Source organism: Streptosporangium amethystogenes, assembly GCF_000721075.1.
Classification (GTDB): Bacteria; Actinomycetota; Actinomycetes; order Streptosporangiales; family Streptosporangiaceae; genus Streptosporangium; species Streptosporangium amethystogenes.
In genome coordinates this window covers 164766-186045 of sequence record NZ_JOEQ01000005.1, presented here as the reverse complement: position 1 = coordinate 186045, position 21280 = coordinate 164766, and the positions used below count along the sequence as shown (strand labels likewise).

18 protein-coding genes are annotated in these 21280 nt (G+C 69.9%); 2 read left to right on the top strand and 16 right to left on the bottom strand.

Translation table 11 applies throughout. The features are described from left to right. Positions 1 to 13: 13 nt before the first annotated feature. Positions 14 to 1387, bottom strand: coding sequence for an aldehyde dehydrogenase family protein (locus IG98_RS0108710; RefSeq protein ID WP_030908191.1), 1374 nt, complete (start codon positions 1385 to 1387; stop codon positions 14 to 16). A gap of 147 nt (positions 1388 to 1534) precedes the next feature. Next, the gene (locus tag IG98_RS0108705; RefSeq protein ID WP_030908188.1) at positions 1535 to 2602 is read right to left on the bottom strand and encodes an alpha/beta hydrolase; all 1068 of its coding nucleotides are present in this window, start codon (positions 2600 to 2602) and stop codon (positions 1535 to 1537) included. 102 nt (positions 2603 to 2704) lie between these two features. On the opposite strand from IG98_RS0108705, the gene IG98_RS0108700 reads away from it, so the two are divergent. Further along, positions 2705 to 3628 (top strand): aldo/keto reductase, encoded by a 924-nt coding sequence (locus IG98_RS0108700; protein WP_030908186.1) that lies wholly within the window; start codon positions 2705 to 2707, stop codon positions 3626 to 3628. Positions 3629 to 3700: 72 nt separating this feature from the next. Here the strand turns inward: IG98_RS0108700 and IG98_RS0108695 are convergent, their stop codons facing one another. The 12 genes from IG98_RS0108695 to IG98_RS0108635 form a co-directional block, all read right to left on the bottom strand. Then, complete coding sequence (locus IG98_RS0108695; protein ID WP_245651455.1) at positions 3701 to 5374, bottom strand: solute symporter family protein; 1674 nt, start codon at positions 5372 to 5374, stop codon at positions 3701 to 3703. Then, a complete protein-coding gene (locus IG98_RS0108690) occupies positions 5371 to 5700 on the bottom strand; it encodes a DUF485 domain-containing protein (RefSeq protein ID WP_030908181.1) in 330 nt (109 codons plus the stop codon). Before IG98_RS0108690 ends, IG98_RS0108695 begins: the two co-directional genes overlap by 4 nt. 197 nt (positions 5701 to 5897) lie before the next feature. Then, the gene (locus IG98_RS0108685; protein WP_030908179.1) at positions 5898 to 7397 is read right to left on the bottom strand and encodes a sodium/solute symporter; all 1500 of its coding nucleotides are present in this window, start codon (positions 7395 to 7397) and stop codon (positions 5898 to 5900) included. A gap of 49 nt (positions 7398 to 7446) precedes the next feature. Next, positions 7447 to 7932: a hypothetical protein gene (locus IG98_RS44635; protein WP_245651454.1), complete on the bottom strand. Its 486-nt coding sequence runs from the start codon at positions 7930 to 7932 to the stop codon at positions 7447 to 7449. Then, positions 7929 to 8690 carry a LytR/AlgR family response regulator transcription factor gene (locus IG98_RS0108675; protein WP_211263913.1) on the bottom strand — a complete coding sequence of 254 codons (762 nt, stop codon included), beginning with the start codon at positions 8688 to 8690 and terminating at the stop codon, positions 7929 to 7931. The genes IG98_RS44635 and IG98_RS0108675 overlap by 4 nt, the downstream gene beginning before the upstream one ends. A gap of 211 nt (positions 8691 to 8901) precedes the next feature. Next, a complete protein-coding gene (locus IG98_RS0108670) occupies positions 8902 to 10101 on the bottom strand; it encodes a sensor histidine kinase (protein WP_030908171.1) in 1200 nt (399 codons plus the stop codon). A 322-nt stretch (positions 10102 to 10423) separates the two neighbouring features. After that, positions 10424 to 10855, bottom strand: coding sequence for an HIT family protein (locus IG98_RS0108660; RefSeq protein ID WP_030908168.1), 432 nt, complete (start codon positions 10853 to 10855; stop codon positions 10424 to 10426). A gap of 4 nt (positions 10856 to 10859) precedes the next feature. Next, on the bottom strand, positions 10860 to 11687 hold the full coding sequence (locus tag IG98_RS0108655) for an HpcH/HpaI aldolase/citrate lyase family protein (RefSeq protein WP_051751866.1): 828 nt from the start codon (positions 11685 to 11687) through the stop codon (positions 10860 to 10862). Further along, positions 11687 to 12847 (bottom strand): acyl-CoA dehydrogenase family protein, encoded by a 1161-nt coding sequence (locus IG98_RS0108650; RefSeq protein ID WP_030908162.1) that lies wholly within the window; start codon positions 12845 to 12847, stop codon positions 11687 to 11689. The genes IG98_RS0108655 and IG98_RS0108650 overlap by 1 nt, the downstream gene beginning before the upstream one ends. A 292-nt stretch (positions 12848 to 13139) precedes the next feature. Then, entirely contained in the window at positions 13140 to 13700 is a 561-nt protein-coding gene (locus tag IG98_RS0108645; protein WP_030908159.1) for a hypothetical protein, read from the bottom strand. Between the two features lie 431 nt (positions 13701 to 14131). Beyond that, positions 14132 to 14824 carry a DUF3618 domain-containing protein gene (locus IG98_RS52390; RefSeq protein ID WP_030908156.1) on the bottom strand — a complete coding sequence of 231 codons (693 nt, stop codon included), beginning with the start codon at positions 14822 to 14824 and terminating at the stop codon, positions 14132 to 14134. Then, on the bottom strand, positions 14821 to 15219 hold the full coding sequence (locus IG98_RS0108635) for a phage holin family protein (RefSeq protein WP_030908154.1): 399 nt from the start codon (positions 15217 to 15219) through the stop codon (positions 14821 to 14823). The genes IG98_RS52390 and IG98_RS0108635 overlap by 4 nt, the downstream gene beginning before the upstream one ends. A gap of 351 nt (positions 15220 to 15570) precedes the next feature. Between IG98_RS0108635 and mads6 the strand changes: the two genes are divergently transcribed. Continuing rightward, positions 15571 to 17145, top strand: coding sequence for a methylation-associated defense system protein kinase MAD6 (gene mads6, locus IG98_RS0108630; protein ID WP_245651453.1), 1575 nt, complete (start codon positions 15571 to 15573; stop codon positions 17143 to 17145). 125 nt (positions 17146 to 17270) lie between these two features. On the opposite strand, the gene IG98_RS0108625 is transcribed toward mads6, so the two are convergent. Together IG98_RS0108625 and IG98_RS0108620 are read right to left on the bottom strand one after the other, a co-directional pair. Continuing rightward, positions 17271 to 18209: a diacylglycerol/lipid kinase family protein gene (locus IG98_RS0108625; RefSeq protein ID WP_030908148.1), complete on the bottom strand. Its 939-nt coding sequence runs from the start codon at positions 18207 to 18209 to the stop codon at positions 17271 to 17273. An 85-nt stretch (positions 18210 to 18294) separates the two neighbouring features. Beyond that, complete coding sequence (locus tag IG98_RS0108620) at positions 18295 to 20988, bottom strand: immune inhibitor A domain-containing protein (RefSeq protein WP_245651452.1); 2694 nt, start codon at positions 20986 to 20988, stop codon at positions 18295 to 18297. Positions 20989 to 21280: the final 292 nt, after the last annotated feature.

Genomic DNA, 21280 nt, shown 5'->3' with positions numbered 1-21280 from the left:
GCGCGGCGGGCGATCAGCCGATCCAGACGGTCTTGGCGTCGCAGAACTCACGGATGCCGTACGCCGACAGCCCGCGTCCGTACCCGGAGCTCTTGACACCGCCGAACGGCAGTTGAGGGTAGGCGGAGACCATCCCGTTGACGTACACCATGCCTGCCTCGATCTCGGAGACGAGGCGTTCCTGCTCCGCCACGTCGCCGCTCCAGGCGGCGGCGGCGAGCCCGAAGGGGGTCGCGTTGGCCAGGGCGATCGCCTCGTCGATGTCCGCGACCCGGTACAGCGCGGCCACCGGGCCGCGGACCTCCTCGTGGAACATCCGCATCTCCGAGGTGATGCCGGTGATCACCGTCGGTTCGTAGAACCAGCCGGGCCGATCCGGGCTCACTCCCCCGCAGAGCACCCGGGCGCCGAGCCCCGCGGCGTTGGCGACCTGCGACTCGACGTGGTCGCGGCCCTGCCGGGTGGCGAGCGGTCCCACGTCCGTCGCCTCGTCCGCGGGGTCACCGAGCCGCAGCGACTCCATCAGCGCCACGAACAACCCGGCGAAGTCGTCGTAGACCTCCTCGTGCACGATGAACCGCTTGGCCGCGACGGAGGACTGGCCGTTGTTGCGCACCCGCGAGGTGACCCCGACGGCGGTGGCCTCGTCCAGGTCGGCGGAGGGCATGACGACGTAGGGGTCGGAGCCGCCCAGTTCCAGGACCGTCTTCTTGATCTCCCAGCCCGCGATCGCGGCGACCGAGCGACCCTCCCGATCGGCCCCGGTGAGGGTGACGGCCGCCACCCGCCGATCGCGCAACAACGGCTCGACCTGTTCGGGCTCGATCAGCAGGACCTGTGCGCATCCCTCGGGAAAACCGGCCCTGGCGAACAGCCCGCCCAGGTGCAGCGCCGTCTGCGGCACGTTCGGCGCGTGCTTGAACAGGCAGACGTTGCCCGCCATCAGGGCGGGCGCGGCAGACCTGACCACCTGCCAGAGGGGAAAGTCCCACGAGGTGATCCCGAGGACGGGGCCCAGCGGCTGGTAGCGCACGTACGCCTGCCGCGCGCCCACGGCGGGCCCGTCTACCGACTCGTCCGCGAGGAACTCCTCGGCGTGGTCGGCGAAGAAGCGCATCTCCCGCACGCACATGTCCACCTCGCAGTGGGCGGCGGCCAGCGTCTTGCCCATCTCGGTGCTCACCAGCCGCGCCAGCCGCTCCTGCTCGGCCCGGAACAGGGTGGCGGCGGCGTGCATCCAGACCGCCCGCTGCTTGAAGTCGACCTTCCGGTACTCGTGGAACGCGGCGGCGGCGAGTGCCAGCCGCCGTTCCACCTCCTCCTCGCCGATCGGGTCGAACGTCCTGAGGGTCTCGCCCGTGGCCGGGTTGATCGTCGCGATCGCCATCGGTGCCTCCCGGAGAATCGCCGTCGGTGCCTCCCGGAGAAACATCGCCGCCGGACGGCGAAGCGTTCGGGCGGCCTCCCCCTCTTCCTTTATGCCCCCTTATGCCCAATATCCGTCCTCGCGGTCGGCGGGAGGAGCGGAAAGGGCTCATCGGGCTCCGACAGCCTCCAGGAGCATGGGCAGCGCCCGGCGGAGTTCCCGGTTCCAGTAGGTCATGTTGTGACGCCCCGAGTAGAAGTGCGGCTGGAAGGGGATGTCCAGCGACTGCAGGCGGCCGGCAAAGGCCAGCGTCGCCTTGTGGGCGAGTTCCTCGGTGATGTCCCCGAACAGCTCACCGTCCCCCTTGCCGCCGTCGCCCGAGGCCAGGTAAAGGCGGACCCCGCGCAACCTGCCCGCCAGATGGTACGGGTCGTGCCGCTCCCACACCTCGCGATTCTCCCGCGGATCACCCCAGATCCGCTTCCAGTCGGTGCCGAAACAGCCCGCCGTGGTGCCGAGCATGACCGCCAGCTCGACCCCGGGCATGAGAATGTGCACCGCGCCGCTGAAGGAGGCCGCGGCCTTGAAACCACCGTCCGCCGCGTACAGCATCGCGCCCTGGCCGCCCATGGAGTATCCGGCGATGGCCCGCTCCTTGCCCGCGGCGTACCTGCTCTCCAGCAGCGGAAGCAACTCCTTGAGGTGGTAGGTCGCCCACCTGGGCGACCCGCCCCCGCCGCCGTTGTACCAGTCGGAGTAGCTGCCGCACTTGCCGCCGTCGGGCATGACCACGATGACCTGATCGTTCTCCGTGAACCTCTCGACGTCGGACTTCGACCATCCCGTGTAGTCGTCGAGCCCCCCGTGGAGCAGCCAGAGCGTCGGCCAGGTCCTGCCCGCGTCCCTGGACCAGCCCTTGGGCAGCAGCAGCCGCACCCGGGTGACGTCGTCGAGGGCCGCCGAGCGCAGGGTCAGGTCCATCCGGCGACCGCCGGACCGCTTCTCCCCGACCACCTTGACACCGTCGGGAACCCCTCCCGGCCTCCTGGACGCGTCCGGCGTGCGGGGCCGCTCCGAGGTCGCGGGCCGCTCCGAAGTGGAAGGGCCCGGCGGGTCCGCGACGGTCCCGCTCTGGTTGGAGATCAGGGCGATCGCGGCGGCCACCGCCAGGACGAAAAGACCGCCCGCGACCACAGCACCGATGAGGAGTCCGCGTAACCGTGAACCGGGTGCCATGGGAGCCTCCGACAGTCTTATTGACGTCGCACATAATAGCGCTCCGACGGCTGTCACCGATGCCCCGCACCCGCGCGATTACTCTAGAAATAGAGTTAGCCCATGAGCTTTTCTGAGCTGAACCTGTTTCCTCTCTGTCTCGGCGGCAACGTATTCGGCTGGACCGCGGACCGGAACGACTCCTTCGCGGTCCTGGACGCCTACGCCGAGGCGGGCGGCAATTTCATCGACACTGCGGACGTCTATTCCGCGTGGGTGCCCGGACACGTCGGCGGGGAGTCCGAGACCGTCATCGGCGAGTGGACGGCCTCCCGCCGCAACCGTGACCGGATCGTGGTGGCGACCAAGGTGGGTTCACTGAACGGCCGCACCGGGCTGTCGGCGGCCAACATCCGAGCGGCGGCCGAGGACTCGCTCCGGCGGCTGCGTACCGACTACATCGATCTGTACTGGGCCCACATCGACGACGCGGCCACGCCCCTGGAGGAGACCCTCGGCGCGTTCGACGACCTGGTCACCGAAGGCAAGGTACGGAACATCGGCGCCTCGAACTACAGCGCCGAGCGGCTCGCGGAGGCGCTGGCGATCTCCGAACGGGACGGCCTGGCCCGGTACGGGGTGCTGCAGCAGCACTACAACCTTCTCGAACGCGACTACGAGGGGGCACTGCGCGACGTGGTGGCCGAGGCGGGGCTGACCAGCACGCCGTACTACGGCCTGGCCCGCGGCTTCCTGACCGGCAAGTACCGGCCGGGGGTCACGGTGGACAGCGTCCGCGCGGGACAGGCGGCGAGATACCTGAAGTCGGAGCGCGGGCCGAGGGTGCTCGACGCCCTGGACAAGGTCGCCGCCTCCCACGGAGCCGCCCCGGCCACCGTCGCCCTCGCCTGGCTGGCCGCCCAGCCCACGGTGGCCGCGCCGATCGCCAGCGCCCGTAACGTCGAGCAGCTTCGGCCGCTGCTCGCGGTCGCCGACCTGACGCTGTCCGCCGACGAGCTGGCCCTGCTGGACGAGGCGTCCCGCTAGAAGGACACGGCGGGGCCCGGCCGCGGTGCGGCCGGACCCCGGTCGGGTTCGGGAGCTGTGCCGGGCCGGCACCTAGTCGGTACTGGGCTCCAGCTCAGGGTCGGTGCCGGGCTGCCGCTGGACCCCGCCGACAGGCTGGTGCGAGGTGGCCTGCTCGGCACCGATGCCGGTGAGCGAGCGGACCTCGATCTCCGCGTACTTGCCGGCGCTGTACTCCTTGCTGAGGCGCGCGCCGACGAACCCTGCCAGGAAGCCGAGCGGGATCGAGACGATGCCGGGGTTGCTCAGCGGGAACCAGGCGAAGTTCGCGTCGGGAAACAGCGCGGTGGCGCTGCCGGACACCACCGGCGAGAAGACCACCAGGACCAGCGCCGAGACCAGGCCGCCGTAGATGGCCGAGACCGCGCCCGCGGTGTTGAACCGCTTCCAGAACAGGCTGTAGAGGATCGCGGGCAGGTTCCCCGAGGCCGCCACGGCGAAGGCGAGCGCGACCAGGAAGGCCACGTTCTGCCCCTGGGCGAGGATGCCGAGCCCGATGGCGACCGCGCCGATGACGAAGGCCGAGATCCGGGCGACCAGGACCTCCTCCTTGTCGGTGACGTTGCCGCGCTTGAACACGTGCGCGTACAGGTCGTGGGCGAAGGAGGAACTCGACGCCAGCGTCAGCCCGGCGACGACCGCCAGGATCGTGGCGAAGGCGACCGCCGCGATGACGGCCAGCAGGATCGTGCCTCCGACGTCGCCGAAGATGGCCTTGCCGACCGCTTCGGCGAGCATCGGCGCCGCCGTGTTGCCCGCCTTGTCCTGTGCCACGATCGCGTCCCCGCCGACCAGCGCCGCCGCGCCGAAGCCGAGCACCAGGGTCAGCAGGTAGAAGACGCCGATGATGCCGATACCCCACAGCACCGACTTACGCGCCTCCCGCGCGGTGGGAACCGTGTAGAAGCGGATCAGGATGTGCGGCAGGCCCGCGGTGCCGAGCACCAGTGCCAGGCCCAGGCTGATCAGGTCGATCTTGCCCGCGATACCCTGCGCCTCGGTGCCGTACTTCAGGCCCGCGTTGAGGAAGGCGTCGCCCTTTCCGCTCTGCGTGGCGGCGTCGCCGAGCAGACCGGACAGGTTGAAACCGTAGTGGCCGAGGACCAGCAGGGTGACCAGGGTGGCGCCGCTCATGAGCAGCACCGCCTTGACGATCTGCACCCAGGTGGTGCCCTTCATGCCGCCGACGACCACATAGACGATCATCAGGACACCCACGCCGACGATCGTGAGCGCCTTGCCCGCCGGCGAGGTGACGCCGAGCAGCAGGCCGACCAGCGCGCCCGCGCCGACCATCTGGGCCAGCAGGTAGAAGATCGACACCGTGATGGTGGACACACCCGCCGCGGTACGGACCGGGCGGGGGCTCATCCGGAAGGCCAGCACGTCGGCCATGGTGAACTTGCCGGAGTTGCGCATCAGCTCGGCGACCAGCAGCAACGCCACCAGCCAGGCGACCAGGAAGCCGATCGAGTACAGGAAGCCGTCGTAGCCCGACAGCGCGATGATCCCGGCGATGCCCAGGAAGCTCGCGGCCGACATGTAGTCGCCACCGATGGCGAGGCCGTTCTGCACGCCGCTGAAGGACCGGCCACCGGCGTAGAAGTCGGTGGCGTCCTTGGTGTTGCGGCTGGCCCAGAAGGTGATCCCCAGCGTTCCCGCGACGAAGAGCAGGAACAGGATCGTGGACAGGGTCTGGTGGCTCATTCGGTCTTCCCCTCGGCCTGGTGACGGATCTCGTCAGCCAGCGGGTCGAGCTTCTTCTCGGCGAAACGGGAGTAGGCCCAGGCGATCCCGAACGTCGACACGAACTGGAGCAGACCGAAGATCAGCGCCACGTTGATGTTGCCCAGGACCTTCGTGCCCATGAAGTCACGTGCCCAGCCGGAAAGGACGACGTAGAGCAGGTACCACCCGAGGAACGCCGCAGTCATCGGGAACGCCCAGGCCCGAAAACGCCTCTTCAACTCCTGGAACTGTTCACCGGCCTGAATCTCTTCGTAGACCGATGAGTCATGTTGCCTGGCGGTCACAAGACCTCCCACAAATGTGATCTGGATCACGGATAACGTAGGAGGGGACAGCACCCTTCGTGGAGACCCGCTCGCGGACTCTTCGCCGAGGCGCCGCCGCGTCGCGTTCAGCTGGACGTGGCTTGCGGTGAAAGGTCTGTCCCGCGCGACGAACGGTCACCGCCGAGGAGACCCGGCCGGGCGACTCGCCGGTCCCGTCAGGAGGAGCGGGGCCGCCAGTCACCCCGGTCCAGGTCGAGGATCTCCGGGGTGTGCAGGCGCACCATCGTACGGGCCACGTTCGGCGGGATACGCCCCGGCGTCAGCAGCGAGACCAGCACCATGACGAGAAAGGCGATCGGCACCGTCCACGCGGCGGGCTGGGCCAGCATGGCGCCCAGCAGACCGGGATAGGGCCCCCCTCCGATCGTCATCAGAACCGCGCCGCAGGCCAGGCCACCACCGACGAGCAGCCCCGCCATCGCCCCGGCGGGAGTCAGCCGCCGCCACCAGATGCCCAGCACCAGCAACGGGCAGAAGGAGGAGGCCGCAACCGCGAACGCCAGGCCGACGACGTCGGCGACCGGTAGCGAGCGGGCCAGGGCCGCCAGGCCCAGCGGAACGATCACGGCGAGCACCGCCGCCGCCCGGAACGACCGCACTCCTCCCTTGAGAATGTCCTGCCCGATGACCCCGGCGACCGAGACCGTCAGCCCGGAGGAGGTCGACAGGAACGCCGCGAACGCCCCGGCCGTCACCAGCGCCGTCAGCAGGTCGCCGGCCACACCGCCGATCAGTCGTCCCGGCAGTGTGAGCACCACCGTGTCACTGCCCTCCAACTCCGGGACGTAGATCCTGCCCAGCGCGCCATAGACGGCCGGCAGCAGGTAGAAGGCGCCGAGCAACGACAGGACCACCAGCGTCGTACGGCGGGCGGCCCGGCCGTCGGGGTTGGTGTAGAAGCGGACCAGCACGTGCGGCAGCCCCATGGTGCCCAGAAACGTGGCCAGGATCAACGAGTAGGTCGAGTAGAGGCCGTACTCCCTGCCGCTGGAGAGCGGCAGCGCCCAGGTGGCCACATCCCGCTCACTCAGCCCCGGGGCTCCCCCGCTCCGCCACGCCAGCAACAGGAACGCCAGCGGCACGGCCAGGGCCGTGAGCTTCAGCCAGTACTGGAAGGCCTGCACGAACGTGATCGACCGCATACCCCCCGACATCACGTTCACCGCGACCACGGCCGCCACCAGCAGGCCCCCCGCCCACTCCGGGGCGCCGGTGATGGCCCGCAGGACCAGGCCCGCGCTCTGGAACTGCGGCATCAGGTACAGCCAGCCGATCAGCACGACCAGCACCCCGGCCATCCGCCGCACCGCCATCGACTCCAGCCGCGCCTCGGCGAAGTCGGGCAGCGTGTAGGCGCCCGAACGGCGCAGCGGAGCCGAGACCAGCACGAGCAGCACCAGATAACCGCCCGTCCAGCCGACCGGCAGCCAGAGCATGTCCGCGCCATAGGTGAGGATCAGCCCGGCGACGCCCAGGAAGCTCGCGGCCGACAGGTACTCCCCACCGATGGCCGAGGCGTTCCACAGCGGGGAGACCGTGCGGGAGGCGACGTAGAAGTCGGAGGTGGTCCGCGACAGCCGGATCCCGAAAGCGCCGATCAGCACCGCGGCCAGCACCACCAGCACGACCGCCGTCACACCGTACGCGGTGCTCATCTGACGCCTCCCGGTGTGCAGACCTCGGGCTCCCGGCCCTGCAGGGGGGTCAACGTGCCCTGTCCACCAGCTCGGCGAAGTGGCGCTCGTTCCGCTCCGCCTGCCGGACATAGAGCCAGGCACCGATCACGAACGCCGGGTAGATCAGACCGGCCAGCACCGCCCAGGGCAGCGGGATCCCCAGCAGGCGGACCGCGTGCAACTCGGGCACCAGCAGGAACAGCAGCGGCAGCCCCACCACCACACAGCCCAGCACCGTGCAGACGAACAGGGCCAGCCGGAACTGGGTGCGGACCAGCGAGCGCATGTAGATCTCACCCAGCCGGGTCTGCTCGTCGATCTCTCGGGTGACCGGGTAGCGGAGGTGGCGGGGTGCCATGGTGCGAGGGCTGGTCACCACCTCGCGCCGCGGCCGCTCGGGCTCCCTGCGTGAGCGGTCGGGCTCCTTACCCGGTCGCTCGGAATCCTTGCGCGACCGGTCGGTGATCCACCGGCGCGGCTCGGCCTCCTCCCTGGCCCCTGGGTCGCGGCTCACTCCGGCCTGCCCTTGCGCGCCCGGCGGACCAGGAGATCGCGCAGCTCGCGGGTGTGGCGGCGACTGACCGGGATCTCGGTCTCACCGATGCGGACCACGCACCGGCCCGAGTCGATGTGCAACTCGTCGATGTGCTTGACCGCGACCAGGTGGCTGCGGTGCACCCGGACGAAACCCGCCAGCGACCAGCGCTCCTCCAAGGTGGCCAGCGAGATGCGCACGAGGTGACTGCCGCCCGCGGTGTGCAGGCGGGCGTAGTCCCCCTGCGCCTCGACGTAGCGGACCTCGGTGCTGGCCACGAATCTGGTGACACCGCCCAGTTCGACCGGGATGGTGTCGGGGTCGGTACGGCCCGCGCCCTCGCTCTCCGGCAGCTCCGCCGAGACGAACACCCGCCGGATGGCCTCGGCCAGCCGCTCCGGCCGCACCGGCTTGAGCAGGTAGTCCTCCGCCTTGATCTCGAAGGCGTCCACCGCGTGCTCCTCGTAGGCCGTCACGAAGACCACCCGGGGCGGGTTGGCGAACTGCGAGAGCAGCCGGCCGAGCACCACCCCGTCCAGACCGCGCATCCGGATGTCGAGGAAGACCGCGTCGATCGGCCGCCCGTCGGCGATCGCCCGGTCCAGCACGCGCAGCGCGGCGGCCCCGTCCCTGGCCAGGGAGACCTCTCCGATGCGGGGGTCGTCCCGGAGCAGGTAGGCCAGGTCCTCCAGCGCGGGAAGCTCGTCGTCCACCGCAAGGACACGCAGGCCGGTCACGGTCATTCCTCCAGGTCGTTCACGCGGGAATTTCTAGAGGGTGATGAATTAGACATCGCCTGTCAACTTTTTCATATTCAGGGGAAGACTTAATCGGATATGGGCGCCCGGTCAGACCGGAGAGCCCGGTAGCCGGTGAACGGCACGGCGGGCGGACGGGCAGAGCGCCGAAGGAGTCCGACCGCGAGCGGGACGGCCGATCGGGCACGGTTCAACGGACGGAGACACCCGGGTGGTACTTCGGCAGGCGGACACTGACCTTCGTACCCGCCCCCTTGGCCGTCTCCGCCACCAGGCCGTACTCGTCCCCGTAGACCTGGCGCAACCGCTCGTCCACATTGACCAGTCCCACTCCTCCCGCCCCCGAGCGCTCGTCGGCGTCACCGGCCAGGATGCGGCGCAGGCGGTCCGGTTCCATGCCGACGCCGTCGTCCTCCACGCTGATCCGGCATTCCGCCCCGGCGTCCTCGGCGACGATCGAGATGCGCCCTATCCCGGGCTTGCTCTCCAGCCCGTGCTGGACCGCGTTCTCCACCAGCGGCTGCAGGCACAGGAACGGCACCGCGACCGCGAGCACCTCCGGGGCGATGCGCAGCGTCACCTGAAGCTGGTCGCCGAAGCGGGCACGTTCCAGGATGAGGTAGCGGTCGATGGAACGCAGTTCCTCGGCCAGCGTGGTGAACTCCCCGTGCCGCCGGAAAGAGTAGCGGGTGAAATCGGCGAACTCCAGCAGCAGCTCACGGGAGCGGTCAGGATCGGAACGGACGAAGCTGGCGATGGTCGTCAGCGAGTTGTAGATGAAGTGCGGGGAGATCTGCGCGCGCAGCGCCCGGACCTCGGCCTCCATCAGGCGTGTCCTGGACCTGTCGAGTTCGGCCAGCTCCAGCTGCGAGTCGACCCAGTTCGCGACCTCGTGGGCGGCCCTGACCAGCCCCGCCGAGGCGTGCCCGCCGTACGCGGCCAGGGAACCGACCACCCGCCCGTCGGTGGTCAGCGGCACCACCACGGCGAACCTGATCGGGCACTCGGGAAGGTCGCACCAGACGACTTCGGGACCGAGGACCCGGGTCCGGCCCCCGCTGAGCGTCTTGGCGGCGTGGGTGAACGCCTCACGGGCGTGATGGTCGTCGCCCTCGCCGTCGTAGACCAGCAGCCTCTCCTCGTCGGTGACCGCCAGCGCCGGGGAGCCCAGCAGTTCCCGCAGGTGCCGGGACGCCTTCTGCGCTCCCGCCTCGGTCAGCCCGGCCCGCAGCGGCGGCGCGGCGAGGGAGGCGGTGTGCAGGGTCTCGAAGGTGGCCCGCTCGGCCGGGCTGCTGCCCAGTTCCCTGCGCCCTCGCAGCACCCGCCACAGCACCAGGGCGGGTACCCCGATCAGGGCGACGACCAGCAACACGGCGATGACGGGTTCCACGCTCCGGACCTTATACGCCCAGCCCCACCCGCGCCCGGCCCATGCGGATCACACCGGCCTTCCGTATCCGGTCAGCACAGGGGCGGGATCCGCTCGGCGGCGGCCTGGCGCCCTTCCGGGGTGAGGCCGGCGACGATCCCGGGCGCCTTTACGCTGTAGATCAAATAGCCTGACGGGCCTCTCCGAACGACCGGCCCTCGCTCCTCGGACAGGCCCCCGTCCCGGGCGAACCCACTCGGGGAGCCCACTCCGGCAGGCGAGGCGGACGTGTACCCGCGGATCTCCTCACCGCCGCCCCCGGAACCGGAGGCGGTCAGGCGGTTCAGGAGGCCGGCGGGCCGAGGGCCTCGCGGACGCGACGGGCGTAGCTCTCGGCCTCGGCGGGATCGTCGTATTTCGTACGGGGCCAGAAGAAGCCGCGCAGGCCGTCCTTGCGGTTACGGGGGACCACGTGGACGTGCAGGTGCGGGACGCTCTGGCTGACGCGGTTGTTCGCCGCGACGAACGTGCCGGCCGCCGCCAGGCCCGACTCGACGGCGACGGCGACGGCGCGGACGCGTTCGAAGAACGGGCCGACCATCGGCACCGGCAGGTCCGCCAGCGTCTCGACGTGGGTCAGCGGGACCACCAGGACATGGCCCTTGAAGACCGGGCGCGTGTCCAGGAAGGCCGCGGCCACGCCGTCCGCGAGGACGATGTGGGCCGGGCGCTCCCCGGTCGCGATGGCGCAGAACAGACACCGTTCACCTGGCACCACGTCAGGATAGGAGGCGGCGGGCGGCCCTCACCACCGCCTCGTCGACCATCTGGCCCCTGGCGTCGGTGACGACACCTGATCCGGATGCCTCGAAGCGGGCGATCAGGTCACGAGCCCGGTCGAGCTCTTCCTGCGAGGGGGTGAAGACCTCGTTGACGACGGCCACCTGGGCGGGGTGGATACAGGCCCTGCCGCGGAAACCGAGGCGTTTCAGGGCGAGGGTGGAGACCCGCAGGGCGTCGAGGTCGCGGAAGTCGGTGCTGACCGGGGCGAGGGGCGGGGCGAGTCGGGCGGCCGCCGAGGCCAGGACGACCTGGGAGCGAGCCCACAGCAGTTCCCGCTCGTCGGGGCCGGTCTCGACCGCGAGGTCGGCGCGGAGATCGGCCTCGCCGACCTGCAGGCGCGAGACACGGGGCGCCCTGGCGATCTCCGGGGCCGCCAGGATCGCGGCGGCGCTCTCCAGCAGGGGGCACACCACGATGGAGCCGCCCGGCACTCCCTGGGCCGCCTCGGCGGCGGTGAGCACGGCGTCGACGGCCTCCAGTTCGGCGGCCGACTCGGTCTTGGCCACACAGACTCCGCGCACCCCGGGCAGGGCGACCGCCCGAAGGTCGTCGTGTCCGGCCGGGCCGGGATTGATCCGTACGTAGATCTCGGGGGTGTCGGGGCCGAGCCCGCGCAGCCACGCGGCGACGGCCGCGCGGGCCGCCTCCTTGTGCACGGGCAGGACCGCGTCCTCAAGGTCCACGATCAGGCTGTCGGCTCCCCTGCCGAGCGCCTTGGCGAGTTTTTCGGGCTGGTCACCTGGTACATAAAGGGCAGATCGCATCACCATCCGACCTTAGCGGTACCCGAGACGAGGGACTTCGCGATGACCATCCGCTGGATGTCGTTGGTGCCCTCGCCGATGGCCATCAGGGGCGCGTCGCGGTAGAGACGTTCGAGGACGAACTCCTGGGAGTAGCCGTAACCGCCGTGGATCCGCATCGCCTCCATGGTGGTGCGCAGCGCCACCTCGGACGCGAAGTACTTGGCCATCGCGGCCTCGGAGTTCACCGCGCCGTTCTCGGAGCGGACCGCCGCCCAGTAGGTCAGCAGCCGGGCCGCCTGGATGTCGGTGGCCATGTCCGCGAGCTTGAGCTGGATGGCCTGGAAGTCGGAGATGGGCCGGCCGAAGGCGTGGCGCTCGCGCGAGTAGCTCAGCGCGGCGTCGTAGGCGCACTGGGAGACGCCGACGGCGCGGGCCGCGATGTTGACCCGGCCGAGTTCCAGGGCGGACAGCGCCTGCTGCATACCCCGCCCCTCGACCCCGCCGAGCAGCGCCGAGGCCGGGACGCGCACGTCCTGCAGCACGATCTCGCAGGTCTCGGTGCCCTTGTAGCCGAGTTTGGGCAGGTCGCGGCTGACCGTGTAGCCGGGAGTTCCCGCCTCGACCAGGATGAGGGACATGCCTCGGTGCGCGGGGTCGGTGAGAGAGGTCTTGACCAGCACGGGCATCGGGTCGGCGTGCCGGGCGTTGGTGATCCAGGTCTTGGTGCCGTTGATCACGTAGTGGTCGCCGTCGCGGACGGCCCGCGTCTGGATGCCCTGCAGGTCGGTGCCGGCCGCCGGCTCGGTCAGCGCGATGCCGGTGCGGCGGACACCGGTGGCCAGGTCCGGCAGGTAGGTGCCTCTCTGCTCCTCCGTGCCGTAGGTGGCGATCATCCAGGCGGCCAGGGAGTGCGAGCCGAGCACCCCGGCCACGCCCATCCAGCCGCGGGCGATCTCCTCGAAGACCAGGGCGAACGACACCCGGTCCAGGGCCAGCCCGCCGTACTCCTCGGGGATCGTGATCCCGAACAGCCCCATCCGCTTGAAGCCCTCGACGATCTCCGTGGGGTAGCGGCCGGTCCGCTCCCACTCCGGGGCGACCGGCACGATCTCCTTGTCGACGTACTCCCGCAGGGTCCGGCGGAACAGCTGCTGTTCCTCGTTGAGTTCGAAGTCCATCACGAGGTCCTTTCGGGAAAAGCGGTCCCGCGGGGGGGGGTGAGCGGGCCGGTCCTGGCCTGCGGGAGGTACCTCACCAGGTACCGCAAGGACATGATCTCGCATCGTCCGGGCCGGGGCCATGGGCCCCCGTTGGAACTCCCCGGTGATCACGGGAAGGATCCCGCTCGGCCTGGAGCCGCTCCGGCAGCGGGTCACTCAGGCCCGGTCCCGAGCGGTAGACGCCTTCCGGCGCCCACCTGGGTGGCGTGGACCTCCTCGTCCGGGGCGTACAGCCGGATCTGGAGGCCGTTCAGGAGTCCCGCGTCGTGGTGACGGTCGCGGTGAAACGGTGGTTGCAGAATCGGGCGCGCGCCTCCCGCCGGCTGAAGCGCCGCTCGGACTCCTTGCGGTCGAGCTCCTCGAAACTGTCGAAACCGAGTCTGGTCACGCCCTTGCCCCCGGTACGGGCGGTGAGGACCACCCTTCCCCGGTTCGGGATGTGGCTGCCCGCGGCGCACCAGACACCGTCGGAGTGCTCGCGGCAGCGCAGGACGGCGACCCGCTTGCCGGCGGCGTCGAGCAGCACCGCCCTGGTGGGGCCCCGCCCCGCGGGAAAGCGGCCGCCCACCCAGAAGGTGCCCCAGTAGGGGGCGAAGGACGGGGTCAGGGTCATCGAGTAGTCAAGGGTGTAGGAGACCTGCCCGTTCGGGGCCGCCGGGGACGTGGCCCTGGCCGCCACCTTGATATCGATCAGTGGCTGGGCCTGGCATTTCCTGGTCACGCTGACGCAACTGGCCTGGGCCTGGGGCAGCGGGGAGAGGGCCGCCGCGATGAGCGCGAGGCCCGCGGCAATCCCCAGAGCGTGGCGCATGAGACCTCCCGTGTGTTCTGCCCCGAGAACATGTCCTGCCCAAGAACGCTACATGCGCTCGGGCACGCATGTTCCTGAGTCCGGATACTTCGCCTTTCGCTATGAAAATATGGCCCGGTCGATGTGAAGGTCCAGGCGGAGCGAAGGCGGTTCTGCGGGACATCAGCGGCGGGAAGGTCCGGGCAGGCGGAGAGGAGGGGGTCCGCCGCCCACCCGGAAACGGTCAGATTACCCCGGCAGAGCTGAGTTTGGCTCGCCTGGGCGCACGGGTATTGGCCGGATCTGCTGGAGATCCGGCGGTTCGCGTCGCCCCGGCGGCGTCGAAGGCCACCCCCGTCAGCCCCTTCGAGACTCCCGTCAGGGTGGTTCTGAGGGCTTTGGGCCGCCCCCCGTGAATCGTCTGGGACGGCCCTGCCGGTGTCGCCGGACGGCTACCTCTTCTTCCCTCTCCGCAGGACCCGGAAGACGACCAGGGCGAACGCGGCCACCGCCGCGATCGTCAGAACGGGGCGCTTACCCGCCTCGGCCGTGACCTTCTCCGCCGCGTCCTTGATCTCGACGGGGGTCGCCTCCTTGACCCGGCCGACGATCTCGGGGGCGGTCTCCTTCATACGTCCGACCATTTCCGGGGCGGCCGTCTTGACCCGCTCCATCATCTCGGTGGCGGTGCTGGCGGTCGCCGCCCCTGCCTTACGTAGATCTTCACCCACGTGGGCGGCGGTCTCCTGAAAACGGCCCTTCACATCGGTCTTGTGCACCAGTGCCTCCACAGTGTCGCCAAGTTCGCGGCGGGCGTCCTCGATATCCCGCCGCAGGGTTTCCGCGTCGTTCTCATCCTTTGTGATGATCTTGCCGGTCTTCGTCTCGCCGACACCGGTGTCGACGGTGTCGGCGTAGGGGGTGGCGCCGGCGGCCACGCTCTCCGGGAGCCGGGGCGTGCCGTCGCGCTCGGGCTCCGGGAGGCCGAGATCCTCGCCGGGCGTGCCGTACGGCTGCTTCGGCGGGATGTTCAGCGACTCCCTCTCATCCGGCGTTATCGGGGCACCGACCCTTTTCCTTCGGGATCCGGTGATTCCGGCCTCGGCCCGGGGCCGGTCGGGTCCCCCCGGGTCTGTCTCAGTCATCGGTGGGCCCTCTCCTTTACCGCGTAGATGTCGTCCCTGACGCTCTCGATGGTCCGCACGGGCGTCGGCGGGGCCGCCTCTGCGACCTGGCGCTTGCCGGAGAACCCGAGCACGCCGGCCAAGGCCAGCAGCACCACGCCCACGACCGCCGCGGCCACCCAGGCGGGCATCACGTACGCGAGAAGCAGGATGACCGCGGCGATCAGAGAGCCTGTCCCGAACAGGGCCACGACTCCCGCCCCGCCGAACAGCCCAGCGCCGATTCCCGCGTGTTTGCCCTTCTCGGTGAGTTCCGCCTTGGCCAGGCGGAGTTCGTCCCTGACCAGACGCGAGACCTGCTCCGACATCTGCCGGATCAGCTCGGACGTCGGCAGTGACTCCTTGGTGTTGACCATGGACTGCCTCCTCCCCTACAGGAAAGGACGCCTACCCTGTCTCACCGTGGCAAACATCGGCCCGGCGGCGATGCCCACGGGAGCCACAGGGATAACACCGCCTCACCACCACGACCCGCAGGAGTCGCGTTCGGCATCCTGATCGGCCGCGATGCCCCGCCTGTCACCTCGGGGCCCGGCGGACGCCCGACGTGCCGAACACGTCGATCACGTCTCCCGGCCAGGACTAGGCCATGATCATAGGGAGGCCCGCGTGTCCGAGTGGTGGAAAAGTAAAGGTACGGGCGAAGATGAGCCTCTTGAGATACTGCGTGACACGATGAGCACGATCAGGAAGGCGGCACGCTAGAGATGGCACAGATCGTCGGCGGCGGAAGCCCGGTCAACGACGCCGAGCGACGGGTCATCGCACACCTGCGAGACAACGCCCCACCGGACTGGCTACTGCTGCACAACATCGAGGTGCCCCGCGGCGACGACACCTTCGAGGTTGATGTGATCGTCCTGACCGGCCACTCACTCTGCGTCATCGACGTCAAGGGCACCCGGGGCAGGATCGAGGTCGCGGGAAACCGCTGGTTCCCGCTGCGACGGGAGGCGTTCGGCTCCCCCGTCGCCAAGCTGCGCGGCAACGGGCGCGCGCTCAAGGGGCTGCTCACCCAGGAGCGGCGCGAGCTGGACCGGGTCTACGTCGACAGCCTGGTGGTGCTCACCGGGGCCGGCGCGGAGCTGGTCGACCCGGCCGGCCGCGACTCGCGCCACGTCACCGACCTGGCCGGGCTTGTCGGCACACTGAGTGACGCCTCCCGGGTCAGACGCGGCCACACCACGGACACCGCGCCGTACGGCACCGCGATCATCGAGGCGCTCAACGGGAGCGTGCGACGCTCCACGGCGCCACCGCGTTTCGGCAGCTGGGAGGTGGAGGAACAGCTGGGCGGCGACAACCGGGTCACCGAGTACCGTGCGATCAACGCGACGGTTCCCGGCAGCGAGACGGTCCTGCTGCGCGTCTACCGGGCCGACCCCCTGGCGGAGGAGGAGCCGAGAGCGGCCGAACGACGGCTGATCACCAACGCCTACCAGGCTCTCACCAGGATCCCGGCGCATCCGTGCGTGGTGCGCGCCCGTGACTTCTTCGCCATCGACGACGAGAGCCGGTTCGTACTGGTCCTCGACGACGTGCACGGTCAGGCGCTGCACCTGCACCTCACCGCCTCCCCCCGTACGCTCTCCACCGCCGCCCGGCTGGACGTGGTGGAGGACATGCTGCTGGGCCTGGCCCACGTGCACGCCAACAACGTGATCCACCGGGCGCTCAGTCCCGCGTGCGTGCTGGTGACGGAGAACGGGCGGGCGATGCTCACCGGGTTCGACTACGCCAAGCCGGGACCCCGCGCGCACACCGTCGCCAACGAGCTGCCCAACGTGCTCGACACCCACTACGCGGCCCCCGAGTGCCAGGCCATGCCCGAGCGGATGACCGCCGCCTCCGACGTGTACGCGGCCGGGGTGATCGCCTTCCAACTGCTGACCGGGGAGCTCCCACCGGCCAATCCCGACGCCGAACCCGCTTCCAGTGAGGCATCCGCCGAGATCATGGACCTGCTCCGGCGCATGCGCGACCACGCGACGCACAAGCGTCCGGACGCCGCCGAGGCCCTGTCCGACCTGCGGCGGGCGCGGCGCCCTCGCCCACCGGCCCTCACCGCGCCGAACCCCCGCCCCCAGGCCCCTGACACGGCGAACACCGGCGGGGCGGCCCCCGAACGCCCGGAGCGGCACGAGCCGCGAAACGCCCAGGTGCCCGCGTGGCACGGGGACGAGCGCGTGGAGAGCCCCCGTGACGGGAGCGGCTCGGGGCAGGAGCCGCTACTCGACAGGCTCAGGATGAGATTCCGGCGGATCACCGGAAAACAGTCGTGAAGGCGGGCCGGGCCCGCGGCGGAGCAGGGGCCGACCCGCAGCCCGGCACATGGCCGCTCTCCCCGGCGTGCCGACGGGAGTCGACGACGCTGCGCTGATGGCACGGCCGCGACGCTCAACGCGGCTCAGGAGTCGACGAAGTCCTCGGGGACCATCACCCGCAGCCCGTTGGGGACGGTGCGGATCGTGATGGGGGTCATCAGGCGGACCTCGCCGTCGACGTCGGCGGCCAGCGGCGGGTCGGTCTCCAGGTGCATCTCGCGCCCCACGACGAAGGGACCTCCCGCGAGACTGCGCCAGCGGCCGCTGCCGGCCCGGATCATGGTCTCCACCAGCAGGCGCAGGCGCTTGCCCGAGCCGAGCTGGTAGGCGACCAGGCGACCGTTGTCGATGCTGATGTCCTTGGCGACCTGCCAGCCGCCGTGGAAGCGGCCGTTGGCGATGTTGAGCTGGTGGGTGAGCAGCTCGTGGCGGCGGCCGTCCACGGTGAGGAAGGCCCGGAACGGCCGGTGGCCCGGGAGGACCGTCAGTGCCGTGAGCGGGTAGGCCGCGCGGCCGAGGAGGCGTTTCACCCCGTGCCTGACCTTGCCCGCCACCTCCACCGACACCCCGAAGCTGGCCAGGTTGGCGAACTCGCGGTCTCCGGCGATGCCCAGGTCGATGTCCGCGACCTTGCCGGTGCGCAGCACCTCGACGGCTCCGGCGAGGTCGAGGGGGACGCCGAGGCTGCGGACGAAGTTGTTGGTGGTGCCCAGGGGCAGCACGCCGAGGGCGACGTCACGGTGGGCGACGTGCTTGACGGCGGAGCTGAGCGTGCCGTCACCGCCGCCCACGACCAGCAGGTCGGGCCCGGTGGCCAGGGCCTCCTCCAGGGTGGCGCGCAGCCGCTTGGGATCGACCACGGGGAAGAAGCGGATCGCCCCGAACCCCGCGGCCCGCAGCGCGCGGACCACCTCCGGGTAGTGGCGCCGGCCTCGGCGTGAGCGCGTGTTGACGACCACGCAGACCCTGCCCTCGGTCCTGATGGCCTCGGTGTGCTCGGCCTTGCTTCGAAGCTCTCCCACGCTGCCCCTATCCGATCGGGTGGTTGCCCGTTCAAATGGTATGGCCCCGCCGTCGGCGACGGCGGGGCCATACTCCTGCGGGGGTCTACTTCTTGGGCGGGGTGACCTGAACGATCGCGCCGAGGTTACCCGGCAGCGGGGTGACGAGCTTGAGCTTCACGCCCAGCGCCTTGCCCTCGTCACCGGGGTTTCCGGAGCCGAGGACGTGGCCGCCGCCCATGTCGGTCCCGTACCAGTCGTTGGCCGGGGTGCCGTCGGCGTTGACGACCCGGGTGCTGTACATCTGGTCGCCCGCCGAGGGCACGACCACCGAGGCGTCGAAGTCGCGGTAGTACAGGCTGGTGCCGCGCGCCTCGAAGCCGGGGTACCAGGTCTTGGCGTCGGTGAACTCCGAGACTCCCTTCAGCCCGTCCACCTTGGTGCAGTACGCGCTGAAGGGCTCGTCCGGCCCCTCGATGCAATCGGTGAAGGGGTAGGTCTTGGCGAAGGAGAAGGCCGCGTTCGAGCTCTGCACGCGTCCCGACATGTTCTTGAGCGTGGTGGGATCCTTCGTGGCCGCCACGCCGGTCCGCCGCAGCGGGTCGAAGTGGGAGTCGACCAGGATCAGGCTGCCCTTGGAACCGATGCTCGGCGCCAGTTCGAGGTTGTTGGCCACCGCGTTGTTGGTGTAGTTCGAGTCGCGGTACCAGATGAGCAGGCCGGGGGCGTTGTACTTGACCTTCTCCACCTTCCACGCGCCGTCACGCGAGTAGTTGGTGGTGTAGGTGTACTGCAGGCCCTTGTCGAACCCGTCGAGGTTGCGCCACTCGGCCAGGTAGAAGCGGGAGACCTCCCGCTTGCCGTCGTTGAGGGTCCAACCCTGGCCGTTGGTGTTGTTGAAGCTGCCGCCGGTGGCCGTCCAGCCGTTGAGGCCGCCCTCCAGATCGTCGCTCCAGACGGTCTGGGTGCCGTTGGTGAGTGCGAAGTCGTCGGCGTGCCAGCCGCGCGGGGTGTAGGCCGCGTCGGTGTTGTAGGTCAGGCGCAGCTTGACGGTCGTGCCCGCGAAGGGGGTGAGGTCGACGTAGTCGTGCCGCCAGCCGTCGGTGGTGCCGCTGAGGCCGTACTTCTTGTCGCCGAACGCGGCAAGGTTCCCGTTGGGGTCGGTGTAGTCGTCGTCGGTGGAGACCAGGGCGCCGCCGTCGGTGTAGACCTTCTGCTGGGTCCAGGTGGTACCGCCGTCAACGGAGGTCTCGATGAAGCCGAAGTCCCAGTCCTCCTCGATCTCGTAGTTGTTCCAGAGCCAGAACTTCAGGTCGGTCCCCGCGGGCACCTGAACGTCACGGGCGATCTTGACGTTGGCCCACTCCTGGTCGAAGTTGGACCAGAGCGTCTTGGTGCCGCTGTGCGGCTCGACCATCGTGACCGGCGGGCTGGCCAGGTTCACCCGGACGCCGTCCTCGGTGAGCTTGGGCGTGCGCGAGGCCTGGCCGATCGTCACCGCGCCGGCGCGGTCACCGGGGTTGAAGACCTTGGGGTTGGCCCAGCCGAGGACCCACTTGCTCCAGATGCTCATGTGGGTGGGCATCGACTGGAAGATCGGGCCGCTGTGCGATCCGCTGGACATCAGGTCCCAGAAGTCCACCGCGGGGGAGGCCTGGCCGCTGCTGTCGTAGAGGTCCGGAAGGCCCAGGTCATGGCCGTACTCGTGGGCGAAGACACCGACGCCGGAGTCCTCGGGCTGCACGATGTAGTTGGAGATCTTCACGTTCTTGCCGGGCACCTGGTAGCCACCGGCCACCGCGCTGGAGTGCGCCCAGATCGCGTAGGTGCCCTCGGCGCCGCCGTCGGAGGACTTGTCCTTGCCCGCGTGGGCCAGAACCAGGTGGTCGATCACGCCGTCGGGCTCGGCGAAGTTCCCGTCGCCGTCGGCGTCACCGACGTCCTCGAGGTCGTAGTCGGCCCACGGGAAGTTCGGGTCGGCGGCGGCCAGGGAGTTCACCGCGTCGATGGCGAGCTGGCCGGCTCCGCGCGGGTTGTCCGGGTGACCGCTCATGTCCTGTACCGGCTGGCCGCAGGCGCGCGCGCCGTAGTAGGCCTCGGAGTGCGGGACCTTGATCCACGGACTCGCCTGCCCGGTGACCGTGTAGGCGCCCTTGGACATCTCCTCGTACATGTTCTTCAGGGTGTGCTTGGAGATGTCTATGCCCTTGCGGCCGTCCCGCGGGTCGGTCAGGTCGGTGCGGACGCGCTGGGTGATGCCCTCGGTGCTGTAAAGCATCTTGTTGAAGTGGTCGGGGCTGAAGTCGGGCACCCAGAAGCTGTTGTTGTCCTTGTGGGACAGCGTGGCCGGGTTGGGAATCTTGTTGTGCAGCGGGCCGTTGAGCCGCGTGCCCGGCGGCTCGGTGACGCACTCGGCCGGGTCCTCGCTGGTCACGCTCGCCGGACGGGAGAATCCGGAGAAGTCGTCGTTCGCCTGGTCGTTGAACTCCACCAGCAGGGTGAGGAGCTTGGCCGTCTTGGGGGTCTTCGCCTTCTTGAAAAGAAGGTCCGCGGGGTTGAGCCCCGTCCTGATCGCCTCGGCCTCGCGGGCGGCCAGCACCCGCGCGGCTGCGGGGTTGCCCTCGGAGTACTTTCGGTCGATCTTCCTGGACGGAGTGGTCTTGCGCGCCTTGGCCGACGGCACGGCCGGGTCGCCGACCTCCGGCTCGTCCCTGGGCGGCGCGTAGTTGATGTAGTAGTCGGCCGCGGTCGGCTGGTACCGCGCGACCGAGGAGTCGCTCTCGGCCGACGCACCGCTCACAGCCAGTCCCGTGACGGCCAGGCCGAGCACGGGAACAATCGCGAGAAGGCGCCGAGGAGCGCCTCCTCTGCTGAGTCTGCCGGACAACGTGTCCCCTCCCTGCGCCCGGGTTTTCCGGGCGCGGACATCTCCGGCGCGCCGGATGAGCGCACCGAACCGGGACGTTAGACGAGAAGGTCAAGCCGAAGTCAAAGCGCCAAATGATGTTGTAAAAATGAAATAAAAGGTCTTTTGCCGAGAATGGTGGTGATTTTCACTACCCTCTGGCTCGGCGCCGCCTGAAACCGCCTCC

Coding starts and splice junctions, on each gene's coding strand:
- IG98_RS0108710 (WP_030908191.1), bottom strand. CDS start 1,387: ATGGCGATCGCGACGATCAACCCGGCCACGGGCGAGACCCTCAGGACG.
- IG98_RS0108705 (WP_030908188.1), bottom strand. CDS start 2,602: ATGGCACCCGGTTCACGGTTACGCGGACTCCTCATCGGTGCTGTGGTC.
- IG98_RS0108700 (WP_030908186.1), top strand. CDS start 2,705: ATGAGCTTTTCTGAGCTGAACCTGTTTCCTCTCTGTCTCGGCGGCAAC.
- IG98_RS0108695 (WP_245651455.1), bottom strand. CDS start 5,374: ATGAGCCACCAGACCCTGTCCACGATCCTGTTCCTGCTCTTCGTCGCG.
- IG98_RS0108685 (WP_030908179.1), bottom strand. CDS start 7,397: ATGAGCACCGCGTACGGTGTGACGGCGGTCGTGCTGGTGGTGCTGGCC.
- IG98_RS0108655 (WP_051751866.1), bottom strand. CDS start 11,687: ATGCGATCTGCCCTTTATGTACCAGGTGACCAGCCCGAAAAACTCGCC.
- IG98_RS0108650 (WP_030908162.1), bottom strand. CDS start 12,847: ATGGACTTCGAACTCAACGAGGAACAGCAGCTGTTCCGCCGGACCCTG.
- IG98_RS0108645 (WP_030908159.1), bottom strand. CDS start 13,700: ATGCGCCACGCTCTGGGGATTGCCGCGGGCCTCGCGCTCATCGCGGCG.
- IG98_RS52390 (WP_030908156.1), bottom strand. CDS start 14,824: ATGACTGAGACAGACCCGGGGGGACCCGACCGGCCCCGGGCCGAGGCC.
- IG98_RS0108635 (WP_030908154.1), bottom strand. CDS start 15,219: ATGGTCAACACCAAGGAGTCACTGCCGACGTCCGAGCTGATCCGGCAG.
- mads6 (WP_245651453.1), top strand. CDS start 15,571: ATGGCACAGATCGTCGGCGGCGGAAGCCCGGTCAACGACGCCGAGCGA.